Consider the following 24148-nt stretch of genomic DNA (forward strand, 5'->3'; position numbering starts at 1 on the left):
ATGGCTAAAGAAAAGTTTGAACGTAATAAGCCGCACTGCAACATCGGTACGATTGGTCACGTTGACCATGGTAAGACGACGTTGACAGCTGCGATCACTAAGGTTCTTGCGGAATCATTCGGCGGTGCCGCTGTTGACTTCGCGAACATTGACAAGGCTCCAGAGGAGCGTGAGCGTGGTATCACGATCTCGACTGCACACGTTGAGTATGAGACTGAAGCACGCCACTATGCGCACGTTGACTGCCCAGGTCACGCTGACTATGTGAAGAACATGATCACGGGTGCTGCCCAGATGGACGGCGCGATCCTGGTTGTTAACGCAGCAGACGGTCCAATGCCACAGACTCGCGAGCACATCCTGCTTGCTCGTCAGGTTGGTGTACCAGCGCTTGTTGTGTTCATGAACAAAGTTGACCAGGTTGACGACGAAGAGCTTCTCGAACTCGTTGAGATGGAAATCCGTGAGTTGCTAAGTGAGTATGAATTCCCAGGCGACGATATTCCAATCGTAGCGGGTTCTGCTCTTGCGGCTCTCGAAGGTCGTGACGACAACATCGGTAAAGAGAAGATCCTCGAGCTGATGAAAGCTGTTGATGACTATATCCCACAGCCAGAGCGTGCCGTTGACGGTGCCTTCCTGATGCCTGTTGAGGACGTATTCTCCATCTCCGGTCGCGGTACTGTATGTACTGGTCGTGTTGAGCGCGGCATCGTGAAAGTTGGCGAAGAGATCGAGATCGTTGGTATCAAAGACACTCAGAAGACAACTGTTACGGGCGTTGAAATGTTCCGCAAGCTTCTCGACGAAGGCCGTGCGGGCGACAACATCGGTGCACTGCTTCGCGGCGTTGGTCGTGACGAAGTTGAGCGTGGCCAGGTTCTGGCACACGTTGGCTCGATCACGCCACACACGAAGTTCACTGCCGAGACTTACATCCTCACCAAAGAGGAAGGTGGTCGTCACACGCCGTTCTTCGCGAACTACCGTCCACAGTTCTACTTCCGTACAACTGACGTGACCGGTAACGTTGAGCTGCCAGAAGGCACCGAAATGGTAATGCCTGGTGACAACGTGAACCTGACGGTTGAGCTGATCGCTCCGATCGCCATGGACGAAGGTCTCCGCTTCGCGATCCGCGAAGGTGGCCGTACCGTCGGCGCCGGCGTTGTTGCTAAAATCATCGCGTAAGCGTTAAGAACTGGAAAGTGGGCCGGCTTGTTCGGCCCATTTTCTTGCGTGGGTTCCGAGTGCTAGAGGTCGCCCCGCTAAGCCATTTTAAAAATGGCGAAAAAAGTGCTTGCAAGCTTGGGGTAGGGGCGTTAAACCGCACCCCTCATGAGAAGCACAAACGGCTTTAGGGGCGTAGCTCAGTTGGTAGAGCACCGGTCTCCAAAACCGGGTGTCGGGGGTTCGAGTCCCTCCGCCCCTGCCAAGCCGACTAAGCGAACAGCTGCTTTTGAGTGCTGAATTGATAAGGTTTTGAAAAGCCTGCGCTTTATGGATTTCGAGCGCGGGCTTATGAGCTAGAAAGAAGGACACACTATGGCGAAGACCACCCCGGGTGAATTTGTCCGTCAGGTGCGGCAAGAAGGGTCGAAGGTGACCTGGCCCACACCTAAAGAGGCGGGAATCACCTCACTTATGGTGTTTATTATGGTTGTGATCATGGCTGTGTTCTTCCTTGGCGTAGACTTTATGTTGAACGCCGGTGTGCAATACCTGCTGGGTCTTGGAGGTTAATGTGAGCAAGTCTCGTTGGTATATCATTCACGCCTATTCGGGTTTCGAGAAGAAAGTCGCTGAGGCCATTAAAGAGCAAGCTGTCCAGCAGGGCCTGGACGCGCTCGTGGACGAAGTGATTGTTCCGACCGAAGAGGTCATTGAGGTCCGCAAGGGCAAGAAAGTAACGTCCGAGAAGAAATTCTTCCCGGGCTATGTGCTGATCAAGATGGTCCTGACGGACGACACGTACCACCTGGCCAACGGCCACGCGAAAGTTACGGGTTTCCTCGGTCCTCAAGGTCGGCCATCGGCGATTTCGGACGCCGAGGCAGCTCGCATCCTCAACCAGGTTGAGGAAGGTGTTGAGCGCCCACGTCCGAACATCGTGTACGAGATCGGCGAAGAAGTGCGCGTGACCGATGGTCCGTTCGCATCCTTCAACGGTACCGTCGAGGACGTGGACGAAGACAAGGCGCGCCTCAAGGTATCGGTTTCGATCTTTGGTCGTGCGACGCCGGTTGAGCTGGAATACACCCAGGTCGAAAAAGTTTAATAAGGATCTCGGGGCATTTGCCCCGGATAAACCGCGCGGAAGGCCAGCCATTAGCCGTACCGCGCACCCTAATGGGGCCCTGAGCCCCTGGTTGTTTTTGAAAGGGAAATGAAATGGCGAAGAAGATTACTGGCTATCTGAAGCTTCAGGTGCCTGCAGGTCAAGCAAACCCGTCGCCTCCAATCGGCCCGGCGCTTGGTCAGCGTGGCATCAACATTATGGAATTCTGTAAAGCGTTTAACGCCAAGACCCAGAAGATGGAACCAGGCCAGCCTTGCCCGACCATCATCACGGTTTTTGCTGACAAAAGCTTTGCGTTTGACATCAAGACCCCACCAGCAAGCTACTTCCTGAAGAAAGCTGCTGGTCTCAAGTCTGGTGGTTCCGAGCCTGGCCGCACTGTTGCCGGTTCTGTGACCAAAGCACAGGTTAAAGAGATCGCGGAAGCGAAAATGGTGGATCTGAGCGCTAACGATATTGAAGCAGCAATGCTGATCATCGAAGGCTCTGCTCGTTCCATGGGTCTGAAGGTAGAGGGCTAATCAGATGGCGAAAACTGCTAAGCGTATGCAAAAAGCTCTCGACGGAATCGACCGCGAAAAGCTTTACTCTGTTGAAGAAGCTGTTGCCGAGCTGAAAGCTCGTTCCAAAGTGAAATTCGACGAAACAATCGAAGTTGCCATGAACCTGGGCGTTGACCCACGTCACGCTGACCAGATGGTTCGCGGCGTTGTATCCCTGCCACACGGCACGGGCAAGACGATGCGTGTTGCTGTATTTGCTCGCGATGCGAAAGCTGAAGAAGCAAAAGCAGCTGGCGCAGACATCGTTGGCGCTGAAGACCTGATGGAAGACATCCAGAAGGGCAATATGGACTTTGACCGCGTGATTGCAACGCCTGACATGATGGCTGTTGTTGGTCGTCTGGGTAAAGTACTGGGCCCTAAAGGCCTGATGCCAAACCCGAAGCTGGGCACTGTTACACCTGACGTGAAGGGCGCTGTTGAAGCGGCTAAAGCCGGTCAGGTTGAATACCGCGTTGAAAAAGCCGGTATCGTGCACGGCGGCGTTGGCAAAGCCAGCTTCGACGAAGCGCAAATCGTTGAAAACGCCAAAGCGTTCATCGGTGCGGTTGTTAAAGCCAAGCCAACCGGCGCCAAAGGCACGTACGTGAAGAAAATCGCGATGTCCTCTTCCATGGGCCCAGGCCTGAAGATCGACACGTCCGCGATCGACGCGTAACTGAAGAATTTGTGCTGCCTCCTCGTGGGGCGGCACAAACATGCAGGCGGATGTTTTGCCTGTGTGAGAGTACTGTCCGAGATTACAGGTGCTCTGAAGTGTGTTGCTAGTAGTTGACCTTCAGGGTTTAAAACAATCGGTCGTCGCGACGCCGAGGCCTGTATGAGATGGGTATTAGGAATTATCAGCTTTTCGGGTTGATGGCCGCGGTTCCTACAGGATTGGGTGTGACCCATCCTGCGCCCTGGACAGGGTAGCGTATCCGGGAATGATGCTTCGGCATGAGACGCGGATATATGGCTCAAATGAAACGGAGGCTGACCCCGGAGTTTGGGGGATGTTTCCAAAGTCGGAGACGAGAAAAGTGGAAAGAGCCGAAAAGCAGGATCTGGTTGCATCCATGCATGAGGTATTCTCGAACGCCGCAACGGTAATCGTGGTTCACTACGATGGCCTGAGCGTCGCTGAGATTACTGCACTGCGTGCGCAAATGCGTGAAGTGGGTGCTTCTTTGAAAGTAACCAAGAACCGGCTGACTCGTCTTGCGCTCAAAGGTACTGAATACGAAGGTATTGCTGATCTGTTTACAGGTCCGACGGCAATTGGTTTTGCTGACGACGTTGTAGCTCCAGCCAAGATCCTCGCTGAATTCGCCAAGAAGAACGAAAAACTTCGTCTTGTTGGTGGCAGCATGGGGACTACGGTTCTGGACGAAAACGGCGTTAAAGCACTGGCCTCTATGCCATCGCTGGACGAACTTCGCGGCAAGCTTGTGGGTCTCCTGCAAGCACCTGCTCAGAAGGTCGCTGCAGTTACGCAAGCCCCTGCGGGTCAACTCGCTCGTGTATTCGGTGCTTACGGCAGCAAAGACGCAGCTTAAACACACACTTGGTGGTGTTCGGATGGTCGAACGCCACTGTGAACTTTTATGCAATGTGACATGTAGTACCTCGACTGTAGGACTACGAAATTTGGAGTGATACAAATGGCTGACCTCGCGAAGCTTGTAGAAGAACTTTCTGGCCTGACTGTTATGGAAGCTGCTGAGCTTTCCAAACTGCTGGAAGAAAAATGGGGCGTATCTGCTGCTGCACCTGTAGCTGTTGCTGCTGCTGCTGGCCCTGCCGCTGAAGCTGCTGAAGAGAAAGACGAATTTGACGTAATTCTCGCAGACGCTGGCGACAAGAAAATCAACGTGATTAAAGAAGTACGTGCAATCACTGGTCTGGGCCTCAAAGAAGCTAAAGACCTGGTTGAAGGTGCTCCTAAGCCAGTTAAAGAAGCTGTGTCAAAAGACGAAGCTGAAGAGCTCAAGAAAAAGCTCGAAGCTGCTGGCGCTAAAGTTGAGCTCAAGTAATTTCTTGAGCCACTTGATCCCGGGGTCGGGAGCGATATTCGCTCCCGGCCTTTCGGCGTCCTGAGGACCTAAGGACACTAAAATCAGGTCCCATCTTGGGTGAAATGCCCAAAAGATTTGGATTTTCAGGAGTTTAGGGTAAGTTGTTCACCCTAGACCCCAATTTGGCAGCTGGACCAGAGCCTTCGAGTACTCAGGCTTTGGCGGCACAACTAAAGGAACGAGGGCGAAGCATGGCGACTTCATTTACCGGTCGTAAGCGCGTGCGTAAGGACTTTGGGCACATTTCCGAAGTGACGCAAATGCCAAACCTCATTGAGGTTCAACGGCGGTCCTATGACCAGTTCTTCAAACCCGGCGCGACAGAAGAAGAGCGGCTGACTTCCGGCCTTGAGAAAGTTCTCAAGTCGGTTTTCCCTATTCAGGATTTCTCAGCTACTTCATCGCTTGAATATGTCCGGTACGAACTGGAAGCACCGAAATATGATGTAGAAGAGTGCCAGCAGCGCGACATGACCTATGCCGCACCGCTGCGGGTTACCCTGCGCCTGATCGTATTTGAAGTCGATCCGGAAACGGAAGCAAAGTCGGTTCTCGACATCAAAGAGCAAGACGTCTACATGGGCGACCTGCCACTGATGACCGACAATGGTACCTTTGTGATCAACGGCACCGAGCGTGTGATCGTATCGCAGATGCACCGGTCGCCTGGCGTATTCTTCGACCATGACCGCGGCAAGACGCACAGCTCCGGGAAATTCCTGTTTGCAGCACGCGTTATTCCTTACCGTGGTTCCTGGCTCGATTTCGAATTCGACGCCAAAGACATTGTCAACGTACGGATCGACCGTCGCCGGAAACTGCCAGCGACGTCGCTTCTCTATGCACTGGGCATGTCCGCGGAAGACATTCTGCATTACTTCTACAACACGGTTTCCTACACCCGTGCGGCAGGCGGCTGGCGCATGCCATTCGTCGCCGAAGCATGGCGCGGTGTGAAGCCTGAATTCGATGTTGTCGACGCCGACAGCGGTGAAGTGATTGTTGAGGCCGGCAAGAAGATCACGCCACGCCTTGCCAAGAAGCTGGAAAATTCCGGCGTTCAGGGTATCCTGGCACCGGAAGAAATGATCGTTGGCAAATATGCCGCCCGCGATGTGATCAACGAAAAAACCGGTTCCATTTATGTGGAAGCCGGCGATGAGCTCTCTGAAGAGATCGTTGAAGATCTGTCCGCAGCAGGTTTCGATGAGATCGAGGTTCTGGAGATCGACGCGGTCAACGTTGGCCCATACATCCGCAATACGCTGAAAGCCGACAAGATCGAGTGCACTGACGGTGCGCTGGCTGAGATCTACAAGGTGATGCGTCCGGGTGAGCCGCCAACCAAGGAAACAGCTGAAGCGCTGTTCTATGGCCTGTTCTTCGACCCAGAGCGTTACGACCTGTCCGACGTTGGCCGTGTGAAGATGAACATGCGCCTTAACCTCGACTGCGAAGACACTGTTGGCACGCTGCGCCGTGAAGACATCCTCTCCACCGTCAAGACGCTCGTTGAGCTGAAGGACGGCAAGGGCGAGATCGACGATATTGACCACCTTGGCAACCGTCGTGTCCGCAGCGTTGGCGAGCTGATGGAAAACCAGTACCGCATTGGTCTTCTGCGCATGGAGCGCGCGATCCGTGAGCGTATGTCCAGCGTCGATATCGACACCGTGATGCCGCATGACCTGATCAACGCCAAGCCAGCTGTTGCTGCTGTACGTGAATTCTTCGGCTCCTCGCAGCTGTCGCAGTTCATGGACCAGACCAACCCGCTTTCCGAGATCACGCACAAGCGTCGTATGTCAGCATTGGGCCCAGGCGGTCTGACGCGTGAGCGTGCGGGCTTCGAGGTTCGTGACGTACACCCAACGCACTATGGTCGTATCTGTCCAATCGAGACGCCGGAAGGCCCGAACATTGGTCTGATCAACTCGCTGGCGACATACGCCCAGGTCAACAAATACGGCTTTATCGAAAGCCCATACCGCAAGGTTGTTGACGGCAAGGTGTCTGCTGAAGTGGTTTACCTGTCCGCTATGGAAGAAGGTAAATACACCGTTGCGCAGGCCAACGCCGAGCTGACCGAAGAAGGCAAGTTCGCAAGCGACCTGGTGTCCTGTCGTGAGGCTGGTGAATTCATCATGTCCACGCCAGACAACATTGACCTGATGGACGTATCGCCGAAGCAGCTCGTATCCGTGGCCGCATCGCTCATCCCGTTCCTCGAGAACGATGACGCGAACCGCGCACTCATGGGTTCGAACATGCAACGTCAGGCCGTTCCACTTGTGCGCGCTGAAGCGCCATTCGTTGGGACCGGCATGGAAAAAGTTGTGGCTTCCGATAGTGGTGCTGCCATCGCTGCCCGCCGGACCGGCGTGGTAGAGCAGGTGGATGCGACCCGTATCGTTATCCGCGCAACTGAAGATGTTGATCCGGGCAAGTCCGGCGTTGACATCTACACACTGCAGAAGTTCCAGCGTTCCAACCAGAACACCTGCATCAACCAGCGGCCGCTGGTGAAAGTGGGTGACGAGGTCTTCAAGGGCGACATCATCTGTGATGGTCCGTCGACAGAACTCGGTGAACTGGCACTTGGCCGGAATGCCCTCGTGGCCTTCATGCCTTGGAACGGTTACAACTTCGAGGATTCCATCCTGATTTCCGAGCGGATCGTGAAAGAAGACGTCTTCACGTCGATCCACATTGAGGAATTCGAAGTGATGGCTCGTGACACCAAGCTTGGCCCAGAGGAAATCACCCGTGATATTCCAAACGTGGGCGAAGAAGGCCTGAAGAACCTGGATGAGGCCGGTATCGTGTACATTGGTGCCGAAGTTCACCCTGGTGACATTCTGGTTGGTAAGATCACGCCGAAGGGCGAAAGCCCAATGACGCCGGAAGAAAAACTTCTGCGCGCCATCTTTGGTGAGAAAGCTTCCGACGTTCGCGACACGTCCATGCGCCTGCCGCCCGGTGTGGCCGGTACAGTTGTTGAAGTACGCGTCTTTAACCGCCACGGTGTGGACAAAGACGAGCGTGCCCTGACAATCGAACGTGAAGAAATCGAACGCCTGACCAAAGACCGTGAAGATGAGCGCGCCATTCTGGAACGCAACATCTATGGTCGTCTTCACCCTCTGCTGGTTGGCCGCACCGTTACTGCGGGCACCAAAGAGATGAAGAAAGGCACCAAGATCACCGAGGAAGGCCTCGCTGAAATCAAGCGCATCCAGTGGTGGGATATCGCTGTGGACGACGACGCGTCCATGAGCGACATCGAGGCCCTCCGGAAGCAGTTCGACGACAGCAAAGGTCAGCTTCAGCGCCGCTTCGACGAGAAGATCGAGAAGCTGCAGCGTGGTGACGAATTGCCACCTGGCGTTCTGAAAATGGTTAAGGTCTTCGTTGCTGTGAAGCGTAAGCTTCAGCCTGGTGACAAGATGGCCGGCCGTCACGGTAACAAGGGTGTTATCTCCCGCATTCTGCCACAGGAAGACATGCCTCACCTCGAGGATGGTACGCCTGTAGACGTGGTGCTGAACCCACTGGGTGTACCATCACGGATGAACGTGGGTCAGATCCTTGAGACGCACCTTGGCTGGGCATCCCGTGGTCTTGGCCGCCAGATCGATGGCATGCTTGAAGCATACCGTCACGGTTCTGGCGCTGCGGATGATTTCCGCGCCAAGTTCAAGGACATCTACGGCGACGACCAGTATGAAAGCGATATCGCTGAGCTGACAGACGATCAGATTCTCGAGCTTGCCACCAACCTGACAAACGGTGTTCCGATGGGTACGCCAGTGTTCGACGGTGCCGTGGAAGCCGACATCTGTGACATGCTTGAAAAAGCAGGTCTGGATAGCTCGGGTCAGGTTCAGCTGTGGGATGGCCGTACCGGCGAGAAATTCGACCGGAAGGTTACCGTGGGCTATATCTATATGCTCAAACTGCACCACTTGGTGGACGACAAGATCCACGCCCGTTCGATCGGCCCATACAGCCTTGTTACCCAGCAGCCGCTGGGCGGTAAGGCGCAGTTTGGTGGCCAGCGCTTCGGTGAGATGGAGGTGTGGGCACTGCAGGCATATGGTGCTGCTTACACGCTCCAGGAAATGCTTACCGTCAAGTCGGACGATGTGGCAGGCCGGACAAAGGTCTACGAAGCCATCGTACGCGGCGACGATACATTCGAGGCAGGTATCCCAGAATCCTTCAACGTACTTGTGAAGGAAATCCGGTCCCTTGGCCTGAATGTCGAGCTGATTACTGGCACAGAGTAAAACACGCGCAGGCCGGGGCAGAGTATTGCTCCGGCCACGTCCGCCTGAGGGTGGACAAAGTTTTGGAAGGCGATGCGGGGCTCCTTGAGCGAATTGCCCCGAGAGCGAATTAAGAGAGACGCCGGACATGAACCAAGAAGTGATGAAATACTTCAACCCGAGCCAGAAACCAGAGACGTTCGATCAGATTCAGATCTCGATCGCGTCGCCAGAGCGGATTCGTTCCTGGTCTTTTGGTGAAATCAAAAAGCCGGAAACCATCAACTATCGGACTTTCAAGCCCGAAAAAGATGGCCTTTTCTGTGCCCGTATCTTTGGTCCTGTGAAGGATTATGAGTGCTTGTGTGGCAAATATAAGCGCATGAAGTACCGTGGCATCATCTGTGAGAAATGTGGCGTTGAAGTCACGCTCTCCAAGGTGCGCCGCGAACGCATGGGCCACATCGACCTGGCAGCGCCAGTAGCTCACATCTGGTTCCTCAAGTCGCTCCCAAGCCGGATCGGCCTTGTACTGGACATGACGCTGAAGGATCTCGAGCGCGTACTCTATTTCGAATACTATGTCGTGATCGAGCCTGGCCTGACGCCGCTGAAGCAGTTCCAGCTCCTGTCTGAGGACGATTTCTATCGCGCTCAGGACGAGTATGGCGAAGACAGCTTCACTGCCGGCATCGGCGCGGAAGCCATCCGCAAGCTGCTTGAGAGCGTTGATCTCGAGGACGAACAGGAAAAGCTTCTGAAGGAGCTGGCCGAGACCAAGTCCGAGCTGAAGCCGAAGAAGATCGTTAAGCGCCTCAAGGTAATCGAGAGCTTCATCGAGTCCGGCAACCGCCCTGAGTGGATGATCATGACCGTTGTGCCTGTGATCCCGCCAGAGCTGCGCCCGCTCGTGCCGCTGGACGGTGGTCGTTTCGCGACTTCCGACCTTAACGACCTGTATCGCCGCGTGATCAACCGGAACAACCGTCTGAAGCGCCTGATTGAGCTGCGCGCGCCAGACATCATCATCCGGAACGAGAAGCGTATGCTTCAGGAATCCGTGGATGCGCTGTTCGACAACGGCCGTCGTGGCCGCACCATCACTGGTGCCAACAAGCGTCCGCTGAAGTCCCTGTCTGACATGCTCAAGGGTAAGCAGGGTCGTTTCCGTCAGAACCTTCTCGGTAAGCGGGTTGACTATTCCGGTCGTTCCGTAATCGTGGTTGGTCCTGAGCTGAAGCTGCACCAGTGTGGCCTGCCGAAGAAGATGGCGCTTGAACTCTTTAAGCCGTTCATCTATTCGCGCCTCGACAAGAAAGGCATCGCGACCACGATCAAGGCCGCGAAGAAGCTGGTCGAAAAAGAGCGCCGTGAGGTTTGGGATATCCTTGATGAGGTAATCCGCGAACACCCTGTGATGCTGAACCGTGCACCAACATTGCACCGCCTTGGTATCCAGGCGTTTGAGCCGGTCCTGATCGAAGGTAAAGCCATTCAGCTGCACCCACTTGTGTGTGCTGCCTTCAACGCTGACTTTGACGGTGACCAGATGGCCGTTCACGTGCCGCTGTCCATCGAAGCCCAGCTTGAAGCCCGCGTGCTGATGATGTCCACAAACAACATCCTCAGCCCTGCGAACGGTAAGCCGATCATCGTTCCATCCCAGGATATCGTGCTTGGTCTCTATTACATGACCAGCCTGCGCCAGGGTGACGTTGGTGAAGGCAAGGCCTTCTCCTGCATGGACGAGATCCAGTTCGCGCTGGACGCCAAGTCGATCACGCTGCACACCAAGATCTCTGCTCGTTTCGAGCTGATCAACGACAAGGGTGAGCTGGAGCTGAAACGTGTTGAAACCACCCCGGGTCGTATGATCCTGGCGCAACACCTGCCGAAGCACCCGAAGGTGCCGTTCAGCCTGATCAACCGTCGTCTCGGCAAGAAAGAGATTTCCGAAGTGATCGACGTGGTTTACCGCCACTGTGGTCAGAAGACGACCGTTCTGTTCGCAGACGGCATCATGGGCGAAGGTTTCCGCCGTGCATGTGCCGCCGGTATCTCCTTCGGTAAAGACGATATGATCATTCCTGACGCCAAGGAAACGCTGGTGGAAAGCACCCGCGACATGGTGAAGGAATATGAAGAGCAGTATCAGGACGGCCTCATCACTCAGGGCGAGAAATACAACAAGGTTGTAGACGCCTGGGCGCAATGTACCGACAAAGTGGCAGACGCCATGATGAAGGAAATGGAGCGTACAGAGGTTGATGAGAACGGTCGTGAGACTGACGTGAACTCGGTATTCATGATGGCTAACTCTGGTGCACGGGGTAGTGCGGCCCAGATGAAGCAGCTTGCCGGTATGCGGGGCCTGATGGCCAAGCCGTCGGGCGAGATCATTGAGACGCCGATCATCTCGAACTTTAAAGAGGGCCTGTCGGTTCTTGAATACTTCAACTCCTCGCACGGTGCCCGTAAGGGTCTGGCGGATACAGCCCTGAAGACGGCAAACTCGGGTTACCTGACCCGTCGTCTGGTGGACGTATCCCAGGACTGTGTGGTGATCGAAGAGGATTGCGGTACCGAGAACGGCATCACGATCACAGAAGTGTCTGAGGGCGGCGACGTTCTCGTGCCTCTGTCCGAGCGTATCCTGGGCCGTTGCCTGTCGGTTGACGTCAAGCATCCGGTATCGGGTGAGCTGTTGTTCCCGGCTGGTGAGCTGCTCGACGAAGCCAAGTCCGACGCGATCGAGACTGCTGGTATCGGCGAAGTGAAGATCCGTTCGGTTCTGACCTGTGAAACCAAAGGCGGCACGTGTGGCAGGTGTTACGGTCGTGACCTGGCCCGCGGTACGCCGGTGAACATGGGTGAAGCTGTCGGTGTTATCGCCGCACAGTCGATCGGTGAGCCTGGTACACAGCTGACCATGCGGACATTCCACATTGGTGGTGCCGCAACGGTGAACGCTGAATCCGCTGTTGAATCCTCCGCTGACGGTAAGATCAAGATCGAAAACCGCAACGTGATCGAGGATAGCAAAGGCCGCAAGGTTGTGATGAGCCGGAACATGGAAGTGATCGTTGTTGACGATGAAGGCCGTGAGAAAGCCAAGCACCGCCTGGCATATGGTTCGCACCTGTTCAAGGACGAAGGTAATGAGGTTGTTAAAGGCGAGAAACTCGCTGAGTGGGACCCATACACCGTTCCGATCATCACCGAGCAAACCGGTACGGTTCGCCTGGTTGACCTGATCGAAGGCGTTTCCGTGAAGGAAATCGTCGACGAAGGCACGGGTATCGCGTCGAAGGTTGTGACCGACTGGCGTTCTGCGCCAAAAGGTGCAGACCTGCGTCCACGCATCACGCTCCGTAACGAGAACGACGAAGTTGTCGAACTCGCAAACGGTACGGAAGCACGCTACTTCCTGTCTGTGGATGCCATTCTCTCGGTTGAGGACGGCAAGCACGTACAGGCTGGTGACGTAATCGCCCGTATCCCGCGTGAAGCTGCGAAAACCAAAGACATTACCGGTGGTCTGCCACGGGTGGCCGAACTCTTCGAAGCTCGTCGTCCGAAGGACCACGCGATCATCGCTGAGATCGACGGTATTGTTGAATTTGGCCGCGACTACAAAAACAAGCGTCGTATCTCCATCCGTCCACGCGACGAGGCAGACGGCGAGCCGGTTGAATATCTGGTACCAAAAGGCAAGCACATTGCCGTTCAGGAAGGTGACTTCATCCAGAAGGGTGAGTACCTGATCGACGGTAACCCAGCACCACACGACATTCTGCATGTTATGGGTGTTGAGGCGCTGGCCAACTATCTGGTGAAAGAAGTGCAGGACGTATACCGTCTGCAGGGTGTGAAGATCAACGACAAGCACATCGAGGTGATCGTTCGCCAGATGCTGCAGAAGATCGAAATCACCTCCTCTGGCGACAGCACGATGCTGCTGGGCGAACAGGTTGACCGCGAAGAGTTCGAAGAACAGAACGCGAAGCTTGAAGCTCAGGGCAAACTGCCAGCCAAAGGTCACCCGATCCTCTTGGGTATCACCAAGGCGAGCCTGCAGACCCGCAGCTTCATCTCTGCCGCGTCGTTCCAGGAAACGACCCGCGTACTGACCGAAGCGTCTGTTGCTGGCAAGAAAGACCGTCTCGTTGGCCTGAAGGAAAACGTGATTGTTGGTCGCCTGATCCCGGCTGGTACCGGTGCTGTCATGAACCGCCTGCGCCACGAAGCGCACAACCGCGACAAGATCGCGACGGCGGCTCAGGAAGAGGCAGCCGATCCAATGTCTGTTGCGGAAGCAGAGTTCGCTGCTGCAACCGGTACGGAAGACGCAGCGCCACAAGAGGGCGGCGAAGCTTAAGCTTCTGCTTTAAAAGAAATACCAAAAGGCCTGCCAGTTTTGGCGGGCCTTTTTTGTTGCGTCATAGCGGGATGAAGATAGTCTGGTGGGCAAAGGGACAAACAGGAAAAACATATGCAGGGGCTGAAGCGCGCACAAACGCTGATGGGGAGGCGTTGGGCGATAATTGGTATGCTGATTGTGCTGGCCGCCGTGTTGATGTTGCGGTCGCTGGGCAATAACACCATCGGCTATCCCGACGCGGATCGTATTCTCATGGACGGCGTTTTCATGGCCGATGTCATGCGCGACATGCCGTTGGGCGCCCCATGGGGATATGCGCAGGCATATTTTGTTCAGTATCCCGCCCTTAGCATCGGGTATCGGCCGCCGTTCTTCCCGGCCGTCGAGGGCCTTTTCAACATCATATTCGGCATCAATATGTGGAGCAGCCGGCTCGCGCTCTTTGCCTTCGTGGTAACCGGCCTCTGTTATTGGGTCAAACTGATAGAACAGGTTGCCGACCGGCGGGTCGCCGCTTGGTCAGGGGCACTTTGGGTCAGCACGCCTTTCCTGGCCCAGTGGGGCTGGTACACCATGGCGGAGCTGGCAGTCCTGGGCATGACCATTGCCGCCATCTATTATCTCTATCGTTGGGTGGAGACAGAGCGCCTGACAGACGCGTTTCTGATGGCCGTCTTTATCGGGCTCGCTGGCTGGAGTAAACAGACGGCGGCCTTCCTGGCGCTGGTTGTTGTTGGCTATCTGCTGGCGCGGGGCAAGCTATTGTGGGCGGTCCGGCGACCGGGGCATTGGGGCGCATTTGCCCTGCTGCTGGTTCTCGCTGTTCCATTGGCTTTGATGACGATCGCATTCGGTGACCAGAATATCCACCAATCTGTGGGGCAGGGTGATGCGGACAGCGTATCTCGCTGGAGCCTAGCCAACTGGGGAATTCACCTGAAGACGCTCGCCGAAATGCACCTGACGCTACCGGTGCTGATTTTGGCCGGTGCAGGATTGATAGTCGCAGGGGTGAAGCGCCAGCGCCAGGCCGTCTTGCCGCTGGTGGCGGTCGTGTCGATATTCGTGTTTTTCAGCCTTCTGATGGGGAAAAACCCGCGCTACCCGATCTTCTGGATACCGTTCTGGTGTTTCTTCGCCACGCTGCCGTTGGCACTTGCCGACCTCAGGCGCGGGCTGAAGGTGGCGTACCAGGGAGCACTTATAGTGATTGTAGCCTTTCAGGCCTACAGCCTTTATCAGCGCGAACCCGCTTTTGTCTCCGGCTACGACCAAGCGGCTAAAATCGCGGTCAGAGAAGCCAATACCACCGGTATCTTTATCGATGCCTTCAATAATGGTTATTTCACCTATTTCGTTCGCCAGGCTGACAAGGACCGCAGCCATTATGTGTTCCGGGGCGACAAGCTTTTGTCTTCCTCGTCCATTTCTACACAGCATTGGCTTGAAGTGCATATGACCAAAGCGGAAGAAATCCGGAAAGCTTTTGACGACCTGGCGGTTTCGATTGTGGTGGTTGAAAGCATTAATTATGCAGAGGTACCGATCCACGATATTCTGCGCCAGATGCTGGAAGGGCCCGGGTTCGAACGCATCGCAACGATCGACATTGCCAGCAATCGGGTCATGAGCTCGGTCACAGATATGCCGCGGTTTGAAGACCAACAGCTTTATATATATCGCTACCTGAACGCTAAGTCAGAGATGTCTGGGGAAATTACTCTCCGTTTGCCGGTAGTGGGGCAGGAAGTATCCAGAAGTTTTGAGAAAAACGATAAAGACCGGTAAGTCTTCAGATGCGCTATTGGTGTCAGAAGCCGTAGTCTTCTCAGACTTTGCGATGTTGGGGCGTTTGCCTTGGCACTATGGATACTAAAGGGTATTGGGGAAGAATATGCCAAGGTTAAAAGAGTTTCTGAAGAGCATATACGGCAAGTGCATTCTTCTTGCGGCTGCTGTGGCCTTATTCTGCGCGGGCATCTATTTTTCAATTCAATCGCAACCAAACGTTCTCGACAATGTTGATTATGCTTGGGCTGTCGTCGTCATACTTGTGTTAACGCCGCTAAATTTGGTGCTGAGTAGCTTCGAGTTTAAGGCGTCTGTCGCTTTACTGAAGGGCAGAGTTGAATTTGTTGACGCGTTCAAAACCACTGTAGTTGCCAGCGCCGCAAATATACTCCCTATTCCGGGGAGTGTTATGGTCCGATTGGTGAAATTGAAATCGCTTGGGGTAAGCTACAAAGAAGGCAGTATTGTTACGATAATGCAAATCGCCTTCTGGTTTTCTGTGACGTTCCTTTACGGCGGATTGTGGCTTACTTTCATCAACGACAACTGGATGAGCTATGCTGTTACGTTGGTAGGATTTGCCAGCCTTATCGCCAGTTTCATTTTGTCGGCCTGGCGGTATAACAATAGCCGTATCATATATTGGATGTCGTTTCTTCGGCTTCTTTTGATCGTTTCAGACGCGTTCGCCTTGTATGTTTGCTTTAAGGCGCTTGGTATCGGGGTCGGGTTTTCCGAAACATCTGTTCTTTCGGTCTCGAGTTTTCTTGGAAGCACGGTTTCTTTTGTCCCGGGGGGGCTCGGTATCCGTGAATTCTTTGCCGCTTTGATTGGCGAGATTATCAACCTCAATGTGGCGTCAGTTTATCTGGCAGCTTCCCTGTACCGTATCCTCGGGTTGCTGGTTGTTTTGCCTGTCGGGCTATATTTTGGGTATCGGGAGCGTATGTTCTTTAAACCTGCAACCTGAGGCAGGTTTGGGAACTCACGACCGAACCAGAGAATGTCCTTTGGGTGATGCCGTGTATTTAAAGTGGGTTTGTCAAAAATAATTGCTGTTTGAGAGCTTTCCATATGTCCAGTACCAAGCCATCTGTTGCGATTGTGTTAGCGACCTACAACGGAGATAAATATCTGGAATGCCAGATAGAAAGCATACGCAACCAAACGTACGCCGATTGGAAGCTGTTTGTCCGGGATGATAACTCAACAGACGCCACCCAGAGCATAATCCAGAAGTTTGAGCAGAAGGATGACCGCATAATCAATATTGATAGTGGCGGTAAACGGTTGGGGTATTGTCAAAATTTTTCAGTTCTACTGCAGCACACGCTAGATGCAGGAGCGGACATTGTTTTTTTAAGCGATCAGGACGATTTTTGGCTGCCGACCAAATTGGAAAAGCAGGTGCGCTGGCATGATGGTAAAAGTCCAATGCTTTGCCATACTGACCTTGAACTTGTTGATCACCATCTGAAGCCGATTAGGTCATCTTATATCCAACATCTTGGGCTGAAGCCGCATCTTGCGAAGACTGCTAAATCATTGCTGCTGGAAAACAACATCACTGGCTGCGCAACATCGGTCGACCGCAGGATCTTATCACAGGCACTCCCCGTTCCAGAAGGTATGGACAATCATGACATGTGGTTGGGGGTCGTGGCATCGATAGTGGGCGAGATCCGCTATATTGATGAAGCGATGGTGAAATACAGGCAACATAGCCAGAATGTCATCGGTGGTAATAATCTTGCCCAGGCACGGTGGAGTCTGGGGGCGCTAAAAGCCACGAAGCAAAAACACCAAGGGAAGTTGCGTGGCAGAATATACGCCTTTGGTGAACTAGTGAGGCGCCTTGAAGGCCAGTTTGACGTAGACGCACTTCGCACATATATACGCTTGGTGTCATGCGATGCTCCCAGCTTCAAGAAGCTGTGGCTTTTGCGCCGGCAAGGGTTTCGTAATCAGACCTTTAAAGGAACCCTGCTTACATTCCTGCAGCTATTAAAGTGATATTGAAGCTGGCAACTTGTCAGCTGTTCTTCTTGCCAAGGGTGCGCTCAAACAGTTCGCTGCAGGCCTGCCCAACGTCCCTTGCCGTTACCCAGTATCCCTGATCCGAGAATGTGACAGTTTTCGCGGCAGCGAGCCAATTCTTGTATTTCTGCAATACCGCGTCCGCTAACAGCTCAGGATTTTCAGGCGGTATAAGGCTGACTTGATCGCTATTTGAATTAAGGATTGCGCGCATCGCGTCTGAGTCTCTGGTCAGGAGAGGCGCGCCAGTGTTCAGGATCTGGTAGACTTTATTCGCCACCACCCGGTTTGCCTTGTCGCTTGCCGAAAATATACCGAGACATAGTGAATGCTCTGTAATGATTTTTGGGAGCTCTTCGTATTCCACCCACTTGATGTAGGCCAGATTGGGTATCGGTCTTCGAGAGAGGGCGTCCTGAAACCATTCACTCATCTGTCCCTGACCGATGATCGTAAACTTTATATCTTCACCTTGCAGCAGATACACTGCGTCCAAAATCGTTGGAAGACCGTGCAGGGGGATAAACTGTCCGTAAAATAAAACCTTGAATTCGTCCTGCTGTATCGCTGTTTCCTGAGGTGGGGAAAACTGGCGCTCTGCGCCGACAGGTACGGCTTCCACTGTGTTGGCAGGAAGCCGAAATGTCTTTTCAAAGAAGCGTGCATGGGCAGGTGTGTCAAGAAAAAGGCGGTCACACAGGCGGCAGGCGCACCAGTCCATGGCATAGGCCAGTCGGCCGATCAGGCTTTTGGGCTTCGCCATCCTGCGGTCCAACACGATGGTGTCATAGGCAGAGAGAAAGGCGTCCCAAACCACGGGAGCACGCCGGAGATAACTGAGTGGTCTGATAAACCACAGGTCCAGGTGCCCGGGGTAGCAGACCAGAACCGCATCATGCTTGGGCGCGAACAGGTAGCGCAGAGATAGCACAAGCATCGACCACAGCCAGTTCAGCGCCAGGCCGACCTTAGCCAGGTTGCCTCGAACCTGGCTTTTGTCTGAAACGCCGTCCCAGATGTTGCGTGTGCAGTCGATGACCTCATGGCCTTCAAGGCGCAGGCCCTCGAGCAGCAATCTTACGCGAGGCTTGGTCATATCCGCGGTCCCGAAAACCAGCACGCGCATGGGCGGTTTATCTGCCGTCATGTTCCAGCCGTCTCACGCGTTCCAGCACTTCTTCCGTCAGCTGCCTGTTCCGGCCAATGAGGTCGGCAAGCAGGGCGATCAACAGCGTCAGCACACCCATGATGAGGAATGCCCCACCCAGCACCAGCGACTGGATGTGTCCGTCACCACCGTCCGTGAAGTAGAAATAAAGAAACCGGATGATCGGTACCACACCGACGATGCTGAAGGTGAAGCCAATGAAGAAGAAGGTCCTGAGCGGCTTGAACATGGCGTACATGCGGATCATGGTGGTCAGCTGCGCCTGGATGAAGGACCGCATGGATTTGAACAAGCGGCTTTCGCGGGTCTTTTCATTCACACCGACGGGCACCGACGTTACCGTCATCTTTTTCATACCCGCCTGGATCAGGGTCTCGATGGTGTAGGAGAAGCTGGACACAATGGTGATGCGCATCGCCGCTTCGCGGCTGAAGGCCCGAAAGCCGCTGACGGCATCTGGAATATCGGTGCCCGATAGCGCCCGCACCACCTTGCTGCCCAACTTCTGCAGCAGCTTCTTGAGCGGCGAGAAATGGGCAACTTTGTGGGTTTGCCTGTCGCCCACCACGATATCAGCCGTGCCCGCGACCACAGGCGCCACAAGGCTGGCGATGTCCTCGCCGCGATACTGATTGTCGCCATCCGTATTGACGATAATGTCCGCGCCCAGCTTGAGGGAGGCCTCCAGCCCCGTGGCGAAGGCGCGGGCGAGGCCCTTGTTGTGCTTGTGGGCCACAATATGATGGACGCCGCAGTTGCGGGCCACTTCCTGCGTACGGTCGCTGCTGCCGTCATCAATGATCAGATATTCGATGGTATCCACGCCCTCGATCTGGCGGGGCAGGTCTGCCACCGTTGCCGTCAGGGTTTCTTCCTCATTGAAGCAGGGAATCTGGATGATCAGTTTCATTATATATAGGGCCCCTCAAATACCGGTCCTTGACCCGGCTTTGGTGCCATACTAAGCATGGCTAGCTTTGACCGGCAAGGGGATTGCGGTGACCATGAGTCTCGCACCGGTGGCGCTGAGGGCCACAGGGATGTCAGGTAGGTCATATTATTGCGGCCACACCCCCAACATCTGGGCGAAAATGGCTGAATCCTACCAAATCCTTACGCCCCCCGTTTTTTCATTGACCTCAGCCCGATTTCGGTATAGATAGCGCACCTCGCCAGAGCTCAGGTGGTAGCCCAAACAGGCTAAACGCTGGGGTTTTCTGGCCTAGGAAAATAGAGTTTGAATTATCATGAATGGCCTCGTCGGAACCAAGTGGTTCACGATGCAGGCGTTTTTGCTGCATGCAAAAGGGGTCATTCGGTAATGGTGACAGAGAAAAACGGCAAGGAATTAAGATGCCTACCATTCAACAGCTAGTGCGGAAGCCGCGCAAAGCGAAGCCAGTGCACAATAAAGTGCCAGCGCTGGAAGCATGCCCACAAAAACGTGGCGTATGTACTCGTGTTTATACCACGACCCCTAAGAAGCCTAACTCAGCACTCCGTAAGGTTGCTCGTGTTCGTCTTTCGAACGGTTTCGAGGTTACTTCTTACATCCCGGGTGAAGGTCACAACCTTCAGGAACACTCCGTTGTTCTGATCCGTGGTGGTCGTGTGAAAGACTTGCCTGGTGTTCGCTACCACACTCTTCGTGGTGTGCTCGATACCCAGGGTGTTGCAGATCGTCGTCAGAGCCGTTCCAAATACGGCACGAAGCGTCCGAAGTAAGATTAGAGAAGGATTTAACGCATGTCTCGTCGTCATAGCGCAGAAAAACGCGAAGTACTTCCTGATCCCAAGTTCGGTGATGTCGTACTGACCAAATTCATGAACAGCCTGATGCTGGATGGTAAGAAGTCCGTAGCAGAGCGTATCGTTTACGGTGCCTTCGAAACAATCGAAGAGCGCGCGAAAACTGACGCCCTGGCTCTCTTCCACGAAGCTCTGGACAATGTGAAGCCTGCTATTGAGGTTCGCTCCCGCCGTGTTGGTGGTGCAACCTACCAGGTTCCTGTTGAAGTTCGCTCCGAGCGCGCGCAGGCGCTGGCTATTCGCTGGCTCATCATTGCTGCTCGCAAGCGTAACGAAACCACAATGGTTGGCCGTCTGTCCGGCGAACTGTTGGACGCAGCTAACAACCGGGGTGCCGCCGTCAAGAAGCGTGAAGACACGCACAAGATGGCTGAGGCTAACAAAGCCTTCTCGCACTACCGCTGGTAAAAGTTATTAAGTAAGGAACTGGTTCCATGGCACGCAGAACGCCACTTAATCGTTATCGTAACATCGGCATCATGGCACACATCGATGCTGGTAAAACGACGACTACTGAACGTATCCTTTATTACACCGGCCGTAGCCACAAAATCGGCGAAGTGCACGATGGCGGCGCGACTATGGACTGGATGGAGCAAGAGCAGGAGCGGGGTATCACGATTACTTCCGCTGCGACCACTTGTTTCTGGAACGATCACCGCATCAACATCATCGATACTCCGGGCCACGTTGACTTCACGATTGAAGTTGAGCGTTCGCTCCGCGTACTCGACGGTGCCGTAGCTGTATTTGACTCGGTTGCAGGCGTTGAGCCTCAATCCGAGACTGTATGGCGTCAGGCTGATAAATACGGTGTTCCACGTATGTGCTTCGTCAACAAGATGGACCGCATGGGTGCGAACTTCGAACGTTGTGTCGGCATGATCAAAGACCGTCTGGGCGCGACTGCTCTGGTTCTTCAGCTGCCAATCGGCGCAGAAGCCGAGTATGAAGGCCTGATCGACCTGATCAAATTCAAGGAAGTGCTGTGGAAGGGTGAAGACCTTGGCGCATCCTACGAGTATGTAGACATCCGCGACGAACTTAAAGACGCCGCTGAAGCTGCTCGCATGGAAATGATCGAAACGGCTGTTGAGTCCGACGAAGCCCTGATGGAAAAATACCTGGAAGGCGAAGAGCTGACCGAGGAAGAGCTGAAAGGCGCTATCCGTAAAGGTACCATTCAAGGACTTTATGTTCCGGTTCTCAACGGTACGGCGTTCAAGAACAAAGGCGTTCAGCCGCTTCTGGATGCTGTTGTTGACTTCATGCCTGCTCCAACCGACGTTGAAGCAATCCGCGGTGTAGACGCTGACGACCACGAAAAAGAGATCATTCGTAAGTCTGACGACGAGCAGCCATTCTCGGCTCTCGCGTTCAAGATCATGAACGACCCATTCGTTGGTACGCTGACGTTCTGCCGTATCTACTCTGGTGTTCTCGAGGCTGGTACGCAAGTAACCAACTCCGTTAAGGGCAAGAAAGAGAAGATCGGCCGGATGCTTGAGATGCACTCCAACAGCCGTGAAGACATCAAGGAAGCACGCGCGGGCGACATCATCGCGATCGCTGGTCTGAAAACGACCACGACCGGTGACACCCTGTGTGCCAACAACAGCCAGGTTATCCTGGAGCGTATGGAATTCCCTGATCCTGTGATCGAAGTGGCCGTTGAGCCAAAGTCGAAAGCTGACCAGGAGAAGATGGGCATCGCTCTGAACCGTCTGGCTGCTGAAGATCCCTCTTTCCGCGTTTCTTCCGACGAAGAATCCGGTCAGACCGTGATCGCCGGCATGGGCGAACTGCACCTCGACATTCTTGTTGATCGCATGAAGCGTGAATTCAAGGTTGAATGTAACGTGGGCGCGCCACAGGTTGCGTACCGTGAGAGCTTTGCTAAAGAAGTTGAAATCGACTACACGCACAAGAAACAGTCCGGTGGTTCCGGTCAGTTCGGTCGCGTGAAGATGGTTGTTACCCCTGGCGAGCGTGGCTCTGGTCTGACGTTCACCGACGAAATCAAGGGTGGTAACATCCCTCGCGAATATATTCCGGGCGTTGAAAAAGGTGTGAAGGACATCGCTGAGGCAGGTGCTCTCATCGGCTTCCCGATCATCGACTTCTCCGTACGCCTGATCGACGGTGCTTACCACGATGTCGACTCCAGCGTTCTCGCGTTCGAGATCGCCGGTCGTGGTGCTCTTCGTGAAGCAGCTTCAAAGGCTGGCATTAAATTGCTTGAGCCAATGATGAAGGTTGAAGTTGTTACTCCAGAAGAGTATATGGGCGACGTAATTGGCGACCTTAACAAGCGCCGCGGTCAGATCCAGGGGTCCGAAACCCGTGGTCCGGCTACTGTAATCAACGCAATGGTGCCGCTGGCGAACATGTTCGGCTATGTGAACGAGCTCCGCTCCTTCTCACAAGGTCGCGCACAGTTCTCCATGCAGTTCGACCATTACGATGAAGTTCCTGCAAACGTGGCTGAGGAAATCAAAGCCAAGCTTGCTGGTTAATAAACAAGAAGAACCAAAAAGCTATGGATCCCTTGGTAAATCAAGGGCCGATAGAAAGGTAATTTAAGATGGCTAAAGAAAAGTTTGAACGTAATAAGCCGCACTGCAACATCGGTACGATTGGTCACGTTGACCATGGTAAGACGACGTTGACAGCTGCGATCACTAAGGTTCTTGCGGAATCATTCGGCGGTGCCGCTGTTGACTTCGCGAACATTGACAAGGCTCCAGAGGAGCGTGAGCGTGGTATCACGATCTCGACTGCACACGTTGAGTATGAGACTGAAGCACGCCACTATGCGCACGTTGACTGCCCAGGTCACGCTGACTATGTGAAGAACATGATCACGGGTGCTGCCCAGATGGACGGCGCGATCCTGGTTGTTAACGCAGCAGACGGTCCAATGCCACAGACTCGCGAGCACATCCTGCTTGCTCGTCAGGTTGGTGTACCAGCGCTTGTTGTGTTCATGAACAAAGTTGACCAGGTTGACGACGAAGAGCTTCTCGAACTCGTTGAGATGGAAATCCGTGAGTTGCTAAGTGAGTATGAATTCCCAGGCGACGATATTCCAATCGTAGCGGGTTCTGCTCTTGCGGCTCTCGAAGGTCGTGACGACAACATCGGTAAAGAGAAGATCCTCGAGCTGATGAAAGCTGTTGATGACTATATCCCACAGCCAGAGCGTGCCGTTGACGGTGCCTTCCTGATGCCTGTTGAGGACGTATTCTCCATCTCCGGTCGCGGTACTGTATGTACTGGTCGTGTTGAGCGCGGCATCGTGAAAGTTGGCGAAGAGATCGAGATCGTTGGTATCAAAGACACTCAGAAGACAACTGTTACGGGCGTTGAAATGTTCCGCAAGCTTCTCGACGAAGGCCGTGCGGGCGACAACATCGGTGCACTGCTTCGCGGCGTTGGTCGTGACGAAGTTGAGCGTGGCCAGGTTCTGGCACACGTTGGCTCGATCACGCCACACACGAAGTTCACTGCCGAGACTTACATCCTCACCAAAGAGGAAGGTGGTCGTCACACGCCGTTCTTCGCGAACTACCGTCCACAGTTCTACTTCCGTACAACTGACGTGACCGGTAACGTTGAGCTGCCAGAAGGCACCGAAATGGTAATGCCTGGTGACAACGTGAACCTGACGGTTGAGCTGATCGCTCCGATCGCCATGGACGAAGGTCTCCGCTTCGCGATCCGCGAAGGTGGCCGTACCGTCGGCGCCGGCGTTGTTGCTAAAATCATCGCGTAA

General features: G+C 54.2%; 18 protein-coding genes and 1 tRNA gene. 17 read left to right on the forward strand and 2 right to left on the reverse strand.

The window, feature by feature from the left end:
- The 13 genes from tuf (KORLAC_RS14830) to KORLAC_RS14890 all read left to right on the forward strand — a co-directional run bounded on the left by tuf (KORLAC_RS14830) (position 1) and on the right by KORLAC_RS14890 (position 17372).
- Positions 1–1191: an elongation factor Tu gene (gene tuf, locus KORLAC_RS14830; RefSeq protein WP_068305257.1), complete on the forward strand. Its 1191-nt coding sequence runs from the start codon at positions 1–3 to the stop codon at positions 1189–1191.
- Positions 1192–1359: 168 nt separating this feature from the next.
- Positions 1360–1435: transfer RNA gene (locus KORLAC_RS14835), tRNA-Trp, on the forward strand.
- Positions 1436–1545: 110 nt separating this feature from the next.
- Positions 1546–1743, forward strand: coding sequence for a preprotein translocase subunit SecE (gene secE / locus KORLAC_RS14840; protein ID WP_068307843.1), 198 nt, complete (start codon positions 1546–1548; stop codon positions 1741–1743).
- Position 1744: 1 nt separating this feature from the next.
- On the forward strand, positions 1745–2278 hold the full coding sequence (gene nusG / locus KORLAC_RS14845; RefSeq protein WP_068307848.1) for a transcription termination/antitermination protein NusG: 534 nt from the start codon (positions 1745–1747) through the stop codon (positions 2276–2278).
- Between the two features lie 113 nt (positions 2279–2391).
- Positions 2392–2820: a 50S ribosomal protein L11 gene (gene rplK, locus KORLAC_RS14850; RefSeq protein ID WP_068307850.1), complete on the forward strand. Its 429-nt coding sequence runs from the start codon at positions 2392–2394 to the stop codon at positions 2818–2820.
- Positions 2821–2824: 4 nt separating this feature from the next.
- On the forward strand, positions 2825–3520 hold the full coding sequence (rplA, locus tag KORLAC_RS14855; RefSeq protein ID WP_068307851.1) for a 50S ribosomal protein L1: 696 nt from the start codon (positions 2825–2827) through the stop codon (positions 3518–3520).
- Positions 3521–3884: 364 nt separating this feature from the next.
- Positions 3885–4400: a 50S ribosomal protein L10 gene (gene rplJ, locus KORLAC_RS14860; RefSeq protein WP_068307876.1), complete on the forward strand. Its 516-nt coding sequence runs from the start codon at positions 3885–3887 to the stop codon at positions 4398–4400.
- Between the two features lie 105 nt (positions 4401–4505).
- Complete coding sequence (gene rplL / locus KORLAC_RS14865) at positions 4506–4877, forward strand: 50S ribosomal protein L7/L12 (protein WP_068307853.1); 372 nt, start codon at positions 4506–4508, stop codon at positions 4875–4877.
- 233 nt (positions 4878–5110) lie between these two features.
- Positions 5111–9208, forward strand: coding sequence for a DNA-directed RNA polymerase subunit beta (gene rpoB, locus KORLAC_RS14870; RefSeq protein ID WP_068307855.1), 4098 nt, complete (start codon positions 5111–5113; stop codon positions 9206–9208).
- Positions 9209–9335: 127 nt separating this feature from the next.
- Positions 9336–13565, forward strand: coding sequence for a DNA-directed RNA polymerase subunit beta' (gene rpoC / locus KORLAC_RS14875; protein WP_068307857.1), 4230 nt, complete (start codon positions 9336–9338; stop codon positions 13563–13565).
- 114 nt (positions 13566–13679) lie between these two features.
- Positions 13680–15356 carry an ArnT family glycosyltransferase gene (locus tag KORLAC_RS14880; RefSeq protein ID WP_068307860.1) on the forward strand — a complete coding sequence of 559 codons (1677 nt, stop codon included), beginning with the start codon at positions 13680–13682 and terminating at the stop codon, positions 15354–15356.
- Positions 15357–15462: 106 nt separating this feature from the next.
- A complete protein-coding gene (locus KORLAC_RS14885) occupies positions 15463–16329 on the forward strand; it encodes a lysylphosphatidylglycerol synthase domain-containing protein (RefSeq protein WP_068307862.1) in 867 nt (288 codons plus the stop codon).
- Between the two features lie 104 nt (positions 16330–16433).
- On the forward strand, positions 16434–17372 hold the full coding sequence (locus KORLAC_RS14890; protein ID WP_068307863.1) for a glycosyltransferase family 2 protein: 939 nt from the start codon (positions 16434–16436) through the stop codon (positions 17370–17372).
- A 19-nt stretch (positions 17373–17391) separates the two neighbouring features.
- Here the strand turns inward: KORLAC_RS14890 and KORLAC_RS14895 are convergent, their stop codons facing one another.
- A complete protein-coding gene (locus KORLAC_RS14895) occupies positions 17392–18543 on the reverse strand; it encodes a glycosyltransferase (protein WP_068307866.1) in 1152 nt (383 codons plus the stop codon).
- The gene (locus KORLAC_RS14900; protein ID WP_068307868.1) at positions 18530–19474 is read right to left on the reverse strand and encodes a glycosyltransferase family 2 protein; all 945 of its coding nucleotides are present in this window, start codon (positions 19472–19474) and stop codon (positions 18530–18532) included. Before KORLAC_RS14900 ends, KORLAC_RS14895 begins: the two co-directional genes overlap by 14 nt.
- 443 nt (positions 19475–19917) lie before the next feature.
- Between KORLAC_RS14900 and rpsL the strand changes: the two genes are divergently transcribed.
- The 4 genes from rpsL (at position 19918) to tuf (KORLAC_RS14920) (ending at position 24148) form a co-directional block, all read left to right on the forward strand.
- Complete coding sequence (gene rpsL / locus KORLAC_RS14905) at positions 19918–20289, forward strand: 30S ribosomal protein S12 (protein WP_068148697.1); 372 nt, start codon at positions 19918–19920, stop codon at positions 20287–20289.
- 21 nt (positions 20290–20310) lie between these two features.
- Positions 20311–20781 carry a 30S ribosomal protein S7 gene (gene rpsG, locus KORLAC_RS14910; protein WP_068307871.1) on the forward strand — a complete coding sequence of 157 codons (471 nt, stop codon included), beginning with the start codon at positions 20311–20313 and terminating at the stop codon, positions 20779–20781.
- 26 nt (positions 20782–20807) lie between these two features.
- Positions 20808–22889 (forward strand): elongation factor G, encoded by a 2082-nt coding sequence (gene fusA, locus KORLAC_RS14915; RefSeq protein WP_068307873.1) that lies wholly within the window; start codon positions 20808–20810, stop codon positions 22887–22889.
- Between the two features lie 68 nt (positions 22890–22957).
- Positions 22958–24148, forward strand: a complete 1191-nt coding sequence (gene tuf / locus KORLAC_RS14920; protein ID WP_068305257.1) for an elongation factor Tu — start codon at positions 22958–22960, stop codon at positions 24146–24148.

This window comes from Kordiimonas lacus, assembly GCF_001550055.1.
Lineage (GTDB): Bacteria > Pseudomonadota > Alphaproteobacteria > Sphingomonadales > Kordiimonadaceae > Kordiimonas > Kordiimonas lacus.

Excerpts from the sequence above, each read along its gene's own strand:
- tuf (WP_068305257.1), top strand. The coding sequence starts at position 1 with ATGGCTAAAGAAAAGTTTGAACGTAATAAGCCGCACTGCAACATCGGT.
- secE (WP_068307843.1), top strand. The coding sequence starts at position 1,546 with ATGGCGAAGACCACCCCGGGTGAATTTGTCCGTCAGGTGCGGCAAGAA.
- rplK (WP_068307850.1), top strand. The coding sequence starts at position 2,392 with ATGGCGAAGAAGATTACTGGCTATCTGAAGCTTCAGGTGCCTGCAGGT.
- rplA (WP_068307851.1), top strand. The coding sequence starts at position 2,825 with ATGGCGAAAACTGCTAAGCGTATGCAAAAAGCTCTCGACGGAATCGAC.
- rplL (WP_068307853.1), top strand. The coding sequence starts at position 4,506 with ATGGCTGACCTCGCGAAGCTTGTAGAAGAACTTTCTGGCCTGACTGTT.
- rpoB (WP_068307855.1), top strand. The coding sequence starts at position 5,111 with ATGGCGACTTCATTTACCGGTCGTAAGCGCGTGCGTAAGGACTTTGGG.
- rpoC (WP_068307857.1), top strand. The coding sequence starts at position 9,336 with ATGAACCAAGAAGTGATGAAATACTTCAACCCGAGCCAGAAACCAGAG.
- KORLAC_RS14880 (WP_068307860.1), top strand. The coding sequence starts at position 13,680 with ATGCAGGGGCTGAAGCGCGCACAAACGCTGATGGGGAGGCGTTGGGCG.
- KORLAC_RS14885 (WP_068307862.1), top strand. The coding sequence starts at position 15,463 with ATGCCAAGGTTAAAAGAGTTTCTGAAGAGCATATACGGCAAGTGCATT.
- KORLAC_RS14890 (WP_068307863.1), top strand. The coding sequence starts at position 16,434 with ATGTCCAGTACCAAGCCATCTGTTGCGATTGTGTTAGCGACCTACAAC.
- KORLAC_RS14895 (WP_068307866.1), bottom strand. The coding sequence starts at position 18,543 with ATGACGGCAGATAAACCGCCCATGCGCGTGCTGGTTTTCGGGACCGCG.
- KORLAC_RS14900 (WP_068307868.1), bottom strand. The coding sequence starts at position 19,474 with ATGAAACTGATCATCCAGATTCCCTGCTTCAATGAGGAAGAAACCCTG.
- rpsL (WP_068148697.1), top strand. The coding sequence starts at position 19,918 with ATGCCTACCATTCAACAGCTAGTGCGGAAGCCGCGCAAAGCGAAGCCA.
- rpsG (WP_068307871.1), top strand. The coding sequence starts at position 20,311 with ATGTCTCGTCGTCATAGCGCAGAAAAACGCGAAGTACTTCCTGATCCC.
- fusA (WP_068307873.1), top strand. The coding sequence starts at position 20,808 with ATGGCACGCAGAACGCCACTTAATCGTTATCGTAACATCGGCATCATG.
- tuf (WP_068305257.1), top strand. The coding sequence starts at position 22,958 with ATGGCTAAAGAAAAGTTTGAACGTAATAAGCCGCACTGCAACATCGGT.